General features: G+C 75.0%; 10 protein-coding genes. 5 read left to right on the forward strand and 5 right to left on the reverse strand.

All coding sequences use genetic code 11. From position 1 onward, the window contains the following. Positions 1-76: 76 nt before the first annotated feature. Together ACH4FX_RS25365 and ACH4FX_RS25370 are read right to left on the reverse strand one after the other, a co-directional pair. On the reverse strand, positions 77-1,522 hold the full coding sequence (locus tag ACH4FX_RS25365) for an aldehyde dehydrogenase family protein (protein ID WP_398482579.1): 1,446 nt from the start codon (positions 1,520-1,522) through the stop codon (positions 77-79). 288 nt (positions 1,523-1,810) lie between these two features. After that, positions 1,811-3,460: a PucR family transcriptional regulator gene (locus ACH4FX_RS25370; protein ID WP_398482581.1), complete on the reverse strand. Its 1,650-nt coding sequence runs from the start codon at positions 3,458-3,460 to the stop codon at positions 1,811-1,813. Between the two features lie 297 nt (positions 3,461-3,757). Here ACH4FX_RS25370 and ACH4FX_RS25375 point away from each other — a divergent pair, with 297 nt between their 5' ends. After that, on the forward strand, positions 3,758-4,162 hold the full coding sequence (locus tag ACH4FX_RS25375; protein WP_398482583.1) for a RidA family protein: 405 nt from the start codon (positions 3,758-3,760) through the stop codon (positions 4,160-4,162). Between the two features lie 41 nt (positions 4,163-4,203). Here the strand turns inward: ACH4FX_RS25375 and ACH4FX_RS25380 are convergent, their stop codons facing one another. Beyond that, on the reverse strand, positions 4,204-6,369 hold the full coding sequence (locus ACH4FX_RS25380) for an ATP-binding protein (protein WP_398482791.1): 2,166 nt from the start codon (positions 6,367-6,369) through the stop codon (positions 4,204-4,206). Positions 6,370-6,610: 241 nt separating this feature from the next. Here ACH4FX_RS25380 and gabT point away from each other — a divergent pair, with 241 nt between their 5' ends. Together gabT and ACH4FX_RS25390 are read left to right on the forward strand one after the other, a co-directional pair. Beyond that, entirely contained in the window at positions 6,611-7,960 is a 1,350-nt protein-coding gene (gene gabT / locus ACH4FX_RS25385; RefSeq protein ID WP_398482585.1) for a 4-aminobutyrate--2-oxoglutarate transaminase, read from the forward strand. A gap of 345 nt (positions 7,961-8,305) precedes the next feature. Beyond that, positions 8,306-8,980 (forward strand): phosphatase PAP2 family protein, encoded by a 675-nt coding sequence (locus tag ACH4FX_RS25390; protein WP_398482587.1) that lies wholly within the window; start codon positions 8,306-8,308, stop codon positions 8,978-8,980. Here the strand turns inward: ACH4FX_RS25390 and ACH4FX_RS25395 are convergent. After that, positions 8,944-9,984: an L-tyrosine/L-tryptophan isonitrile synthase family protein gene (locus tag ACH4FX_RS25395; RefSeq protein WP_398482589.1), complete on the reverse strand. Its 1,041-nt coding sequence runs from the start codon at positions 9,982-9,984 to the stop codon at positions 8,944-8,946. The genes ACH4FX_RS25390 and ACH4FX_RS25395 overlap by 37 nt on opposite strands. Beyond that, positions 9,981-10,910 carry a TauD/TfdA dioxygenase family protein gene (locus ACH4FX_RS25400; RefSeq protein WP_398482591.1) on the reverse strand — a complete coding sequence of 310 codons (930 nt, stop codon included), beginning with the start codon at positions 10,908-10,910 and terminating at the stop codon, positions 9,981-9,983. The genes ACH4FX_RS25395 and ACH4FX_RS25400 overlap by 4 nt, the downstream gene beginning before the upstream one ends. 270 nt (positions 10,911-11,180) lie before the next feature. On the opposite strand from ACH4FX_RS25400, the gene ACH4FX_RS25405 reads away from it, so the two are divergent. Both ACH4FX_RS25405 and ACH4FX_RS25410 read left to right on the forward strand, forming a co-directional pair. After that, a complete protein-coding gene (locus tag ACH4FX_RS25405; protein ID WP_398482593.1) occupies positions 11,181-12,317 on the forward strand; it encodes a DegT/DnrJ/EryC1/StrS family aminotransferase in 1,137 nt (378 codons plus the stop codon). A 40-nt stretch (positions 12,318-12,357) separates the two neighbouring features. Then, positions 12,358-13,539 carry a nucleotide disphospho-sugar-binding domain-containing protein gene (locus tag ACH4FX_RS25410; RefSeq protein WP_398482595.1) on the forward strand — a complete coding sequence of 394 codons (1,182 nt, stop codon included), beginning with the start codon at positions 12,358-12,360 and terminating at the stop codon, positions 13,537-13,539. Positions 13,540-13,588: the final 49 nt, after the last annotated feature.

A 13,588-nucleotide genomic window follows, 5' to 3' on the forward strand; every position in this document is an offset into this window, starting at 1 on the left:
GACAGCGTGCCGGAGCGCGTTGCTCGTTCCGTCCGAGCGCCGCCCCCGGGAGGGGGACGGCGCGCAAAGGCCGGTCCTAGAGGTCCAGGCCGGTCAGTACGAGCACCCGCTCGTACGTGTAGTCCTCCATCGCGAAGCGCACGCCCTCGCGGCCCACGCCGGACTGCTTGGCACCGCCGTACGGCATCTGGTCCGCGCGGTAGGACGGCACGTCACCGATGATCACGCCGCCGACCTCCAGCTCCCGGTGCGCCCGGAAGGCGGCCTGCACGTCGTGCGTGAACACGCCCGCCTGGAGGCCGTACTTGGAGTCGTTGACGGCCGCAAACGCCGCCGCCTCGCCGTCCACCTTCGTCAGGCTGAGGACCGGCCCGAAGACCTCCTCGCAGGCCAGCGTGGCGCCGGCCGGCACGTCCTCCAGGACGGTCGGCGCGTAGGAGGCGCCGTCCCGCTTGCCGCCCGCGAGCAGCCTGGCGCCCGCCCCGACGGCCTCGTCGACCCACGCCTCGACACGCTTGGCGGCGTCCTCGCTGACCAGCGGGCCGACCTCGGTCGCGTCGTCCGACGGGTCGCCGGTGACCTGCGCGTTGACGGCGGCCACGATCCTGGGCACCAGGCGGTCGTAGACGGACGCGTCGGCGATCACCCGCTGCACCGAGATGCAGGACTGGCCGCCCTGGTAGTTGGAGAAGGTGGCGATGCGCTGCGCCGCCCAGTCCAGGTCGGCCTCGGAGGCGTAGTCCGCGAGCACCACGGCCGCGCCGTTGCCGCCCAGTTCGAGGGTGCAGTGCTTGCGCGGCACCGAGTCCATGATCGCGTAGCCGACCTGCTCGGAGCCGGTGAAGGAGATCACCGGCAGCCGCTCGTCCTGGACCAGCGCCGGCATCCGGTCGTTGGTCACCGGCAGGATCGACCAGGAGCCGGCCGGCAGGTCGGTCTCGGCCAGCAGCTCGCCGAGGACCAGCCCGGACAGCGGGGTGGCCGGGGCCGGCTTGAGGATGATCGGCACGCCCGCGGCGATCGCCGGGGCGATCTTGTGGGCGCAGAGGTTGAGCGGGAAGTTGAAGGGCGCGATGCCCAGCACCGTGCCGCGCGGGAAGCGGCGGGTCAGGGCGAGGCGGCCGGCGCCGCCCGCGTCGGTGTCCAGGCGCTGCGCCTCGCCGCCGTTGAAGCGGCGGGCCTCCTCGGCCGCGAAGCGGAAGACGGAGACGGCCCGGCCCAGTTCGCCGCGGGCCCACTTCATGGGCTTGCCGTTCTCGGCGGAGATCAGCCGGGCGATCTCCTCCGTGCGCTCCACCAGGCGCCGCTGCACCTGGTCCAGGGCGGCGGCGCGCACGTGGGCGGGGGTGGCCGCGAACTCGGCCTGCACGGCGACGGAGGCCGCGACGGCCTCCTCGACCTGCGCCTCGGTGGGAACGCTCACCGTGCCGACGAGACGGCCGTCCCAGGGGGAGGTGACGTCGAAGGCGTCCTCGCCGGTGGCCTGGCGACCGGCGAGCCAAAAGGCGGTGGGAGAAGTCACAGTGGGTCCCGGCCCTTCCGAAGTGGGGGTGGTACGGACGGCCCGCGTGGGCCTGGGTCCACCGTAGGGGCGGGGTGCGGCCGGGGCGTTTGTCCGGCGCGGAGTAGTCGTACGGTGCGGCCCGCCGCATTGGCGTACGGGTCGGCGTACCAGCGAGTACGGGTACCCGAGCCGGTGCGCGCCCGGCCCGGCGCCCGGCGGCGTACGACCGCGGACCCGCGGCCACCGGCCCCAGCCGCCAAACGGCCCGCGGACCCCGGCCCCGGCGCACGGCACGCCCCGCAACGGCTACCCCCCGGCCGCGCCCCCCGGCGCCTCCGTCACCGAAGCCGTCGTCTTGAGCGCGAGCCACAGCTCCATGCGCACGTCCGGGTCGTCCAGCGAGCGCCCGAGGATCTCCTCCACCCGCCGCATCCGGTAGCGCAGCGTGTGCCGGTGGACGCCCAGGTCGGCGGCGGCCGCGTCCCACTGGCCGTGCCGGGACAGCCAGGCCCGCAGGGAGGCCACGAGGTCGCCGCGGCCGGTGGCGTCGTGCTCGCGCAGCGCGCGCAGCAGGCCGTCGGCGAAGGCCCGTACGGCGTCGTCGGCGAGCAGCGGCAGGACCGACCCCGCCGCCACGTCCTCGTGCTCGACCAGCACCCGGCCGCGGCGGCGGGCAACGGACAGGGCCTGTTCCGCCTGGCGGTAGGCGTGCGCGGTGTCCCGCGGCCCGGCGGGCGCGGACAGGCCGACGGCCAGGCCCTCGCCGGAGCGCCCCGCCTCCGCGCGCGCCGTGCGCCCGCTCGGCATCGGCTGCCCGCCGAACCGGGCCTCGGCCGCCGCCGCGTACTCGGCGCACGCCTCCGCGGCGGCCCCGCCGTCCGCGGCCAGCACGACCAGCCGGCCGCCTTCCGGCACGGCCAGCACCGCCTCGCCGGTACGGGCCGCCGCCGACTCCATGGCGTCGGCGAGCGCGTCCAGGGCGGGCGGCGCGGGCTCCGTGCCGCCCGCGGCGACCGGTTCGGCGACCACCACCCGGAAGGGGGCGTCCAGGAGCCCGCCGTACAGCCGGCCCGCGACCGCCCGCGCGTGGTCCGGTTCGCCGGCCAGCAGCATCCGCAGCACCGCGGCGCCGAGCCGCTGCTCGGCCTCCTGGAGGGCGCGGGAGCGCTCGGTGGTCAGGGTCAGCAGGGCGACGGCGGAGTGCACGGCGAACCGCTCGGCGGTGCCCAGCGGGGCGCCCGTGCCGACCGCGAGCACACCGCGGGCGCGGCGGCCGGTGCCCAGGGACTGCAGCTCGACCCGGTCGTCGCCCGCCGCCTCGCTGACCACCGAGCTGGCGGGGGCCGGGCGCTCGCGCAGCCGCCCCACGTCGGCGCCGAGCCGGGCGGCCCGGCGGGCGGCCCAGTCCGGGGCCGCGGCGACCACCGCGCCGGACGCGTCGTACAGCGCGGCCCAGCCCTTGAGGTGCGCGGCGAGCCGGGCCAGCAGCTCGGCCGGGCCCTCGGCGCCGAGCGCCGCCCGGGTCAGCTCGCGCTGTGCCTCGAAGCCCTCGGTCACCGCGCGGTACTGGTCGGCGGCGACCGCGGCGGACACGGCCTTGCTGATGGCGATGAACGGCGTGCTGCGGGGCACGCCGAGCAGCGGCAGGCCCTCCTCGGCCGCGGCGGTGACCAGCGCGGCCGGCACGTCCTCGTAGTTGACGCCGACCGCGAAGCCGAGCCCGACGACCCCGGCGCCCGCGACCCGGCGCACATACCTGCGGGTCTCCTGCGGGTCCTCGGCGTCCAGCTTGAGGGCGGTGATGAGCAGCAGCTCGCCGCCTTCCATGTACGGCACCGGGTCGATCAGCTCGCTGGCGTGCGCCCAGCGCACGGGCGTGTCCAGCCGGTCCGCGCCCGCGAGCACCGTCAGCTTGAGCGCGGAGTGGTGGGCCAGGGAGGCGAGCGTGTGCGGCATGGGACCTTCGGTGGGGCGTCGGCGGGGCGGGCGTGGCGGTGACGGTCGGTGATCTTCTTCGCCGTCCCGTATGAACGGTCGCTGCCGATTCTGCCTCAGCGGAGGGGTGCGGGGGCGGGTTCGGCGGGGGATGCGGCCGTACGGGGTGGGGCGGCCCGGTACGGGCGGCGGCCGGGCCGGCTCCGGCCGGGAAAACCGGTGGACGCGCCCGGCCCCGCCGTGAACTGATCGGCACCGCCCGATACCGCACCGCCCGATACGGCACCACCACAGACGCCGCGCCCCGGAGGAGTCCCGATGGCCCGCTTCACGACCGTTCCCGGCCTGTTCCCGCCCCCGCGCTACTCACACGCCGCCGTCGTCGAGGCGGGCGACCGCCTGGTCTTCACCGCGGGCGCGGTCCCGCTGGACGCGGACGGCGATCTCGTCGGCCCGGGCGACGTCGCCGCCCAGACCCGTCAGGTGCTCGCCAACCTCGCCGCCCAGCTGGAGGCGGCCGGCAGCGGCCTGGACCGGGTGATCGCCAGCACGGTGTACGTGGCCGCCACCACCACCGAAGAGCTCTTCCCCGCCTGGGAGGAGGTCCGCGCCTCGGCCCTCTCCACAGGCCCGCACACCTCCACGCTCGTGGGCGTCACGGTCCTCGGCTACCCGGGGCAGCTGGTGGAGATCACGGCTACGGGGGTGGTGCGGGAGGACTGAGCCGGGCCGCCGGCCGGGGCCGGACCCCGGCCGGGCCCGCCTCACCCCCGCAGATCCACCAGCACCGGCGGCGCGTGCTCCCCCCGTACCGACGTCACCGACAGCACCGCATGGCCCGGCGGGACGGAGTTGGCCAGGTCGGAGGCGGACCAGCGTTCGCGTTCGACGGTGCGGACGGTGACGGCCTTGGCGGTGGCGGCCTTGCCGGTGACCAGGTGGCGGAAGACGTGGAACGCCTTCATCGCGGCGCCCTCCGCGATGATCTGCCGGTCCGTCACGTCGCGCGTCTCCACCCACTCCTTGCCCCACACCTCGGCGAACCGCGCGCCGTCCCAGGTCGTCACGCCCGCGAACGCCATCCGGCAGCCCACCGCGCCCAGCAGCGCGCTGCGCAGGGACTCGGGCACGTCGTCGAGGGAGCGCAGGGTCAGCAGGACGCCCGCGTTGGCGGCGCGCAGCCGTTGCAGGCCGCGCAGCGACTCCGCGGTGACGGTGTGCGACGCGTCGTCGAGGATCAGGCAGGCGAAGAGCGAGCGGTCGGTGCGGGCCGTGGCGCACTCGGTGAACTGGGCCAGCACCAGCCGGGCCAGGATGCGCGACGCCTCGGCGTGGCCGCGTTCGGGCAGGTCGATACGGACCCGCAGCGGGTGGTCGAGCGCGCGCAGGGACAGCCGGCGGTCGCCGCCCTCGGGGTCGAAGTACGGCGCGAAGGCGGGGCGGTCGAGCAGGGCGATGCGGTCGGCGAGGAGTTCGCCGATGTCCCCGGGGCGGCCGGACTGCCGTGCGCGGGCGTCGAGTTCGCGCAGCAGCGAGCGCGCCCCGGCGGTCTCCAGCGCGTCCCGCAGCGCGGCCAGCGCCGTCGCCGTGCCGTCGAGGAGTTCGCGCAGTTCGGGGACGGACGGGAAGCGGCCGTGTGCGGTGCGGAACGGGCCGAGCAGCTGGCCGAGCGCGGTCGCGGCGCGCCGGCTGTCGCCGCCGGGCAGGGTGGCGGCCAGGTCGCCGACGAGCGCCTCGGCGAGGACGCCGGCCGCTTCGTCGGGGTCGTCGGTGCCGCCGTACAGGTCCAGGTCGCAGTCCGGTTCGGGGGCGCCGATCCGTACGACCACGTCGAACGCGTCGTCCGGGCCGAGGGCGGAGCCGGCCGCGCCCACGGCGACCACCGCGCCGCGCCCGGCCAGCGCCTGGAGGCACATGGCCTCCACGACGGGCCGCACCACGCGGGTGGTCTTGCCGCAGCCGGGCGGGCCGACGGCCAGCAGTGAGGTGCCCAGCAGCGCCGGGTCGAGGGCGCAGCCGGTGCCGCGGTGTGCGTGGGGGTTGCGCGGGTGGTCGGTGGCGGTGCCGATGCGCACCTGGTGGGCGAGCAGGTCGTGCCGGGCGGAGCGGGTGGGCAGGTCGCGCAGGCCGGAGGGGTGGGCGCAGGCGGCGGCGCCGTGCCGCAGGACGGTGTCGGTGAAGGCGGCGACGGAGTTCCGGCCGGAGCGCACCGAGTGCCAGGCGCGTTCGATGCGGGCCACGTCGACGTCGTTCATACGGCCGGACAGGGCCTCGGCGGCGAGTTTGTCCGCGGCGTCCGGCGCGCCGCCCGCACGCAGCGCGGGCCACCGGGCGCGGTCCGCCTGCGGCTCCGGCACGGTGTCGGGCCGCTGCTCCCGGGCGCGGCGCAGCACCGGCGCCAGGCAGCGCCGCCCCAGCTCCCGCCAGCGCCCGAGGCGTCCGAAGACCAGGACGAGGAGGGCCAGGACCAGGGCGTAGTAGAAGTACGTGAGCCAGACGTAGATCATCTTGTCGCCGCCGGCCGAGCGCCAGGAGTCGGGCGTCAGAAGCAGCAGCGGATAGAGCCAGAACGGGCCGAGGTAGCCGTTCCACAGCAGGGACCACAGCAGCCAGCCGCACAGGAACGAGATCAGCGCGCCGGTGACGAGCTGCCGGGTAGGCACCCGGTCGGGGTTCTCGGCGGGCCGGGGGACGTGCCCGTACGTCCAGATACCGGGCGCGGCGGCGCGGCGGGGGGCGCGCAGCCAGCGCAGGAACGCGCCGTCCTCGAAGGCGGGCGGCGCGGACGGCACCGGCGGTGCTCCCGGCACTGTCGGCGGGGTTCCCGGGACCGGTGGCGGGACGGACGGGACCGGTGGTGCCGCGGGGCGGGGTACGTGGTGGTCGGTGCGGGTGTGCGGTGCGTCGTGCTGCGTGCCCTCGGTGTCCATCCGGTGCCCCTCGTCCCCCTCGAGACGTGCGGGCACGCGGCGGGCATCCCCGGCCGCGCACCCTGCTGTTCCCTGCGTACGCCGCCGCTCAATCTACTGGCCGTACCGCGCCGCTATGTCCGGTGCGGACAACGCAACACGCGCACTTCTCCCGAACGGAACATGCCGACGCCCGGCTCGGCCCCCTAGCCTGCGAGCACAACCCCTTCAGAACGTCCCGTTCCACCCCCAGGAGACTGCCATGACCGAACTGTCCGGAGGCCCCGCCCTCCCCCAGGAGCGTCGCGTCGTCACCGCGATCCCCGGCCCCAAGTCCCAGGAGCTGTGGGCGCGCAAGCAGGCCACGGTGGCCGGCGGCGTCGGGGCGGTGCTGCCCGTCTTCGCCAAGCGCGCGGGCGGCGGCATCCTGGAGGACGTCGACGGCAACTCCTTCATCGACTTCGGTTCGGGCATCGCCGTCACCTCGGTCGGCAACAGCGCCGAGGCCGTGGTGCGCCGGGCCACCGCGCAGCTCGCGGACTTCACCCACACCTGTGTGATGGTCACGCCGTACGAGCCGTACGTGGAGGTCTGTGAGCAGCTGGCCGAGCTGACCCCGGGCGACCACGCCAAGAAGTCGGCGCTGTTCAACTCCGGCGCGGAGGCCGTGGAGAACGCCGTCAAGATCGCCCGCGCCTACACCAAGCGCCAGGCGGTCGTCGTCTTCGACCACGGCTACCACGGCCGGACGAACCTGACGATGGCGCTGACCGCGAAGAACATGCCGTACAAGCACGGCTTCGGCCCGTTCGCGCCGGAGGTCTACCGGGTGCCGCTGGCCTACCCGTACCGCTGGCTGACCGGCCCGGAGAACTGTGCCAAGGAGGCCGCGGACCAGGCCATCTCGCAGATCACCAAGCAGATCGGCGCGGAGAACGTGGCCGCGGTCATCATCGAGCCGGTGCTCGGCGAGGGCGGCTTCATCGAGCCGGCCAAGGGCTTCCTGCCCGCCATGGCCGAGTTCGCGAAGGAGAACGGCATCGTCTTCGTCGCGGACGAGATCCAGTCCGGCTTCTGCCGCACCGGCCAGTGGTTCGCGTGCGAGGACGAGAACATCGTCCCGGACCTGATCACGACCGCGAAGGGCATCGCGGGCGGTCTGCCGCTGGCGGCCGTCACCGGCCGCGCCGAGATCATGGACGCGGCGCACGCGGGCGGCCTGGGCGGCACCTACGGCGGCAACCCGGTCGCCTGCGCGGCGGCGCTCGGCGCCATCGAGACCATGCGCGAGCTGGACCTGAACGCGAAGGCCCGGCGGATCGGCGAGATCATGAAGCCGCGTCTGCAGGCGATGGCGGACAAGCACGACATCATCGGCGAGGTCCGCGGCCGGGGCGCGATGATCGCCATCGAGATCGTGGAGTCCGGCTCCAAGGAGCCGAACCCGAAGGCGACCGCGGCGCTCGCGGCGGCCTGCCACCAGGAGGGCCTGCTGGTGCTGACCACCGGTACGTACGGCAACGTGCTGCGCTTCCTGCCGCCGCTGGTCATCGGCGAGGACCTGCTGAACGAGGGCCTGAACATCATCGAGAGTGCGCTCGCCGCGGTGTGACCTGGAGTAACCGAGGCAGGACGTGAAGAATGTGTGCGGGGCCGATGGCGGGCGGGTGATCCGGCTGTCCGGTCCCGCCGCCCTGCCGTACGGTTTCTGCAGATGAGAGAAACACCCCGCCCACAGGAGACTGCGGGCGACGCCCGGCCGGCGCTTCCCCGGCTCCGTCCAGGCCGTGCCTTCGCGCACACATCCGGGGCCCCGCGCCCCGGGCATCCTCACCGATCGGACGGCTGCCCGCCCCAGACCCCCCGGGGCGCGCGGCGCTCCGGTCAGCGCGGCCGTCTCGGAACCACCCCCCCTGTTCCGAGGCGGCCGGCCTTCTTCCACCGGCACGGCCTTCTGGTGGTGGGCGTGCTGTGCGCCGCGCTCCTCACGGTCCTCACCTGGCAGGTGGCCTCCGACGGCCCGCTGCGCGCGCTGGACGAACGCCTCGGCCGGTCGGTGGCCCGCAGTTCCGTGCCCACCCCCCTCGCGGAGTTCTTCGCCGACCTCGGCAACGCGGTCGTCGCGCTGCCGGTCCTCGCGCTCGCGGCGCTGTGCGCGGCCTGGTACGGCAGACGGGCCGCCGCACCACGCTGGTGGCTGCCGCCGCTGACCGCCGTACTGGTCATGGCCCTGACGCCCGCGCTGGTGGTTCCCCTGAAGACGTGGCTGGCCCGGCCGGGTCCGCCCGAAATGGCGGGCGGCGCGCACAGCGGTTTCTTCCCGTCGGGGCACGCGGCGACGGCGGCGGTCGCGTACGGGGCGGTGGTCCTGCTGCTCGCGGCGTCGCGGCCCGTGTCCCGGGAACGCGCGCGCAGGCCGATGACGTCCGGCGTCGCGGCCCTGGTCGGGCTGCTGAACGTGGCGGTCGGCATCGGCCTGGTACGGCGCGGCTATCACTGGCCGCTGGACGTGCTGGCCAGTTGGTGCCTGGCCGGGGTGCTGCTCACGGCCGGTGCGGGCGGCCGGCGGGCCGGCCGCCCGCACCGGCCGGCCGGTCAGCCGGCCACGCCGAACAGTTCCGACGCGATGTAGTGGCTCGGCCGCCAGCTCGGGCCGGCCGGAATGCCCACCCGCTCCGCCTCGTGCCGCTTCATCAGCCGGAAGCGGTCCGTGCCGGTCTGCACGACGACGGCGTGCCAGGGTGTGAGCCAGTTGTCCGCCGCCTCCAGCAGCGAGATCCCGAACTTCGCCGAACCGCAGGGCTGCGGGTGGATGGACAGCCGTACGGTCCGCGGGTAGTGGTGGCCGATCAGCTCGCCCCACGCCCGGCTGCGCCGCAGGACGCCGTACGCGCGGGTCCGGCACTCGCGCTGCAACTGGGCCTTGGAACCGGTCCAGTCCGCGGTGTCCTCGACCAGGAAGCGGATGGTGCCGCGGTAGTGGCCGAGCGCGGGACCGCCCGCCCGCACCTCGGCCCGCAGCTCCTCCACGCTCTGTGCGAAGTCCCGCTCCAGCAGGGCGCGCTTCTCGTCGTAGGTGCGGTCCTCGTAGACGTGATCCAGGCCGAAGGTGTCGATGTGCCGCAGGCCGTTGGCGTCGATCATGTCGCGCAGCGCCCTGCCGTACGCGTCGATGTGCGCGTCCGGGACGCGTATCAGGTCGCCGAAGACATGGCCGTCCGAGCAGATCAGCAGCCGGGCGCCGGGCGGGTAGACGGCCCCGATCGCGGCGCACAGGTCGTCCAGGAAGCGCAGCGAGAGCAGTTCGCCGAGGTCGGGCAGGTGGCCGGCGACCTTGGCGGGGTTGGGCGACTTGCAGGGGAACGCCGGCAGGGTCAGCAGCACCGGCTCGCGGCGGGAGACGAAGCCGCGCAGCTGGGTGAGCTGTTCGGCGAAGCACTCCTCGGGCCGGTGGCCGTCGTGCGGGCCGCCGTCCCCGCTCAGCGCCTCGTCCGGGGCGCCGACGGGCCGGCGGTGCGGGAGCAGCAGTTCCAGGATGCGGGCGCAGTACCGCTCCGTGCGTGCCTGGTACGCGGCGTCGTCCTCGTCCTCCCCCGACTCCGCGTGCCCGGCGTGCTGCTCGTACATGACGGTCATACGGTCCCCCGCTGGGTGTCGGTCCCGGTGGCGCTCTGGTGGTCGTGCACGTGGCTGCGCAGCGGGGGGTCGCCCAGCACGTGGACGCGGCGCAGGTGGCGGGGCAGTCCGCGGCGGTAGGGCACGCGGGTGTGCAGCAGGGTGTAGTTGTCGGCGATGACGAGGTCGTCCTGCTGCCAGGCGTGGACGTACACGTGCCGGGGGTCGTACGCGGCGTCGCGGATGGCGGCCAGTTCGGCGGCGGCCGCCTCGCCCTCCAGGCCGTCGATGCTCACGTCGGGCTCGTTGATGATGTGCTCACCGTCCGGTACCGGTTCGAGGAACCGCAGGACCGGGAACCCGGCGTCCGGGTGCGGCTCGATCAGGGGCGAGACGACGATCCCGCCGTAGTGGGAGACCTTGGCGTTGCGGTAGCGCAGGGTCAGACCGCGCCAGCGTTCGAGGGTCTCGGCGTCGGTGTCGGCGAGGACACGGGTGGTGTCACAGAAGAGCGTGCCGCCGCCTTCGGCCGCGCCGGGCGCCGCGACGCAGTGGAAGATCTGGAACTCGGGTACGTGTTCGACGTACATTCCGTCCCAGTGCAGCGGCATGAAGCCGGTGTCGAAGACGTGGTCCTCGGGGTCCTGGTGGGCGCGTACGTCGAAGACCGTGCCGAACGGCCACTCCATCACCTCGCCCCATGCGCGTGCGTAGGCGTCCAGCGCCGTGGCGTCGGCGGGGGCGGTGAACCCCCGTAACGCCACGAGGTGGTGACGGCGGGCGAGGTCGCGCAGCCACGGCACGGGGACGGCGGTGACCGGGGTGCCGGGTTCGGTGGCGGTGAGCAGGACACCGAAGGGGCCGGGTTCGGCCCGGGTCCAGGACCGGGTGTCGTCGGAGGCGTCGGCGGCGGTCGGGCCGGACGCGTGGACGGCTTGGGACGTCATGGTTCCTCTCCGGAAAGAGTGGCGTGCCGGGCCGGTCGGCCGGCACGGACAGCGAACAGTACTTGAGAGTTCAAGAGCTTTCCATCTCCTGGTGACATCTCGCTGACAGATGCGACCCTCCCGCCACCGCCGCGCGCGGGGAAGGCGTCCGCGGTGGCCCGAACCGGCCGTGGCCCGTTCGGGCCCGCGCCCTGCGCTTCTCCGCCCCCGCGGCCCGCACGAGACTCGCCGTCGAGGCACACCGCCCCTTCGAGATCGCGAGGACCCGGCATGATCGACCTCTTCCAGCCGCAGGCCGGCGACGACGAACTGGCCGCCGTCGCGGCGGTGTTCGCCGACCGCTGGCTCGGCCACGGACCGCGCAGCACGGCCTTCGAGGCGGCCTTCGCCGACCACATCGGCGCCCGCCCCGAACACCTGCTGTTCGTCAACTCGGGCACGGCGGGCCTGTTCCTCGCCGCCGAGCTGCTGGGCCTCGAACCGGGCGACGAGGTGGTGCTGCCCTCGCCCAGCTTCGTGGGCGCCGCCAACGCGGTCCTACGGGCCGGTGGCCGCCCGGTCTTCTGCGACGTGGACGCCCGCACCCTCAACCCGACCGCCGAGCACATCGAGGCCGCCGTCACACCCCGCACCAGAGCGGTCATCGTGCTGCACTACGGCGGCCACCCCGGCGACATCGCGCGCATCGCCGCACACTGCCGCGCCGCGGGCCGCACCCTGGTCGAGGACTGCGCCTGCTCGGTGGCCTCGCGGGTGGACGGCCGGGCCGTCGGCACCTTCGGCGACCTGGCCATGTGGAGCTTCGACGCGGCCAAGGTGCTGACCACCGGCGACGGCGGGATGCTGTACGTACGCGACGCCGGACTCGCCGCCCGGGCCCGCCGGCTGGCCTACCACGGGCTGGTGCAGCCGACCGGACTGGGGCACGCGAAGGTCTCCCACCGCTGGTGGGATCCGGACGTCCCGGAGCCCGGCCGCCGGGAGATCGGCAACGACCTCACCGCGGCCATCGGGACCGTGCAGCTGCGCCGGCTGCCCGCGTTCCTCGCCCGCCGCAAGGAGATCGTCGAGCTGTACGACCGGGAGCTGGCCGGGTTCGACGCGGTACGGGTACCGCCCCCGCTGCCCGCCGGACACCGGTCCTCGTACTTCTTCTACTGGGTGCAGATGGCCGCCGGCCTGCGCGACCAGGTGGCCTCCGCGCTGTTCCGCGAGGGCATCTACACGACCTTCCGCTACGCGCCGCTGCACAAGATCCCCCTCTACGGGACCGGCGGCCCGGACCTGCCCGGCGCGGAACGGGCCGCCGCTCAGACGCTGTGCCTGCCGCTGCACCCGGGGCTCACCGACGCCGATGTCCGCACGGTGGCCGCCGCGCTGCGCAAAGCCGTCGAGGCGTCGGCGTGACCAGGCCGCCCGCCCGGCCCGCAGGAGGGAGCACCGCACCATGCGCGTCCTGGTGACCACGTCCCACGGAGCGGGGCACGTCTTCCCGCCGATCACGCTCGCGCACGCGCTGCGCGCCGCGGGGCACGACGTCCTGTTCGCCACCCCCGGCGCCTCCTGCACACACGTCGCGCGCGCCGGGCTGCACGCCTTCGACTCCTCGCCCGCCGCCGACACCGAGGAGATCTTCGGCCGGCTGCTGGCCGAGCGGCGGATGCCCTTCGAGCGGTTCCGTACGGACTCGCCCGAGGCCGTCACGCTGGCGGCCGAGGTCTTCGCCAAGACCTCCGGGGCCACCGTGGAGCGGACCGTCGAGGTCGCCCGGGCCTGGCGGCCGGACCTCGTCCTGCACACCGAACTCCAAGGCGCCGGGCCGCTGGTGGCGGCCGTGCTCGGGGTGCCCGCGGTCGAACACGCCATCAGCTGCCACCACTTCCGGCAGATCAGCGACCGCTTCGGGCCGTGGCTGGCGGACGCGTACCGGCGGTACGGCCTGGACGGTCCGCCCCCGCGGGCGGCGACGATCGACACCCGGCCGCCCAGTATCGCCGCGTACGACCTGGGCGGCTGGCCCATGCGGGCGCTCCCCTACACCACCGGCGCGGTGCTGCCGCCCTGGCTGCTGGAGCGCCCGGCACGGCCCCGGGTCGCGGTCACCCTCGGCACCCTGCGCCCGCAGCTGAGCGGCGTCGGCGAGCTGCGCACAGTGGTCCGGGCGGCCGGCGCGGTGGACGCCGAGTTCGTCCTGGCGCTCGGCGACGCCGACCCCGCCGCACTGGGCGATCTGCCCGGCAACGTACGGGCCGAGGGCTGGCTGCCGCTGACCGCGCTGCTGGAGACCTGCACCGCGATGGTCCACCACGGCGGCAACGGCACCACGCTGGCCGGTCTCGGCACGGGCGTCCGCCACCTGGTGCTGCCGGGCGGCGCGGACGACTTCGAGGTGGCGCGGATCCTGCGCACGCGGGGCGTCGGCATGGTCGCCACCCCGGACGCGGTGGACGCCGCCCTGCTGCGCCGCCTGCTCACGGACGAGGACCTGCCGGCCGCGGCGGCCGAGGTCCGCGCCGAGACGGCGGCCCTGCCCTCCCCCGCCGCCATCGTGCCGCGGCTGGAGAAGCTGGCGAAGCCGGAACGGGAAGCGCGCCGGGCGAGTTCCGGACAAGTCCGCGCAACGCAGTGAGCAACGGGCCCCTCGGCGGCAGGATGACCGTGCGCGCCGGGCGCCGGTT

Source organism: Streptomyces sp. NPDC018019 (genome assembly GCF_044327805.1).
GTDB lineage: Bacteria > Actinomycetota > Actinomycetes > Streptomycetales > Streptomycetaceae > Streptomyces.

Excerpts from the sequence above, each read along its gene's own strand:
- ACH4FX_RS25370 (WP_398482581.1), bottom strand. The coding sequence starts at position 3,460 with ATGCCGCACACGCTCGCCTCCCTGGCCCACCACTCCGCGCTCAAGCTG.
- ACH4FX_RS25375 (WP_398482583.1), top strand. The coding sequence starts at position 3,758 with ATGGCCCGCTTCACGACCGTTCCCGGCCTGTTCCCGCCCCCGCGCTAC.
- ACH4FX_RS25380 (WP_398482791.1), bottom strand. The coding sequence starts at position 6,369 with ATGGACACCGAGGGCACGCAGCACGACGCACCGCACACCCGCACCGAC.
- gabT (WP_398482585.1), top strand. The coding sequence starts at position 6,611 with ATGACCGAACTGTCCGGAGGCCCCGCCCTCCCCCAGGAGCGTCGCGTC.
- ACH4FX_RS25395 (WP_398482589.1), bottom strand. The coding sequence starts at position 9,984 with ATGACCGTCATGTACGAGCAGCACGCCGGGCACGCGGAGTCGGGGGAG.
- ACH4FX_RS25400 (WP_398482591.1), bottom strand. The coding sequence starts at position 10,910 with ATGACGTCCCAAGCCGTCCACGCGTCCGGCCCGACCGCCGCCGACGCC.
- ACH4FX_RS25405 (WP_398482593.1), top strand. The coding sequence starts at position 11,181 with ATGATCGACCTCTTCCAGCCGCAGGCCGGCGACGACGAACTGGCCGCC.
- ACH4FX_RS25410 (WP_398482595.1), top strand. The coding sequence starts at position 12,358 with ATGCGCGTCCTGGTGACCACGTCCCACGGAGCGGGGCACGTCTTCCCG.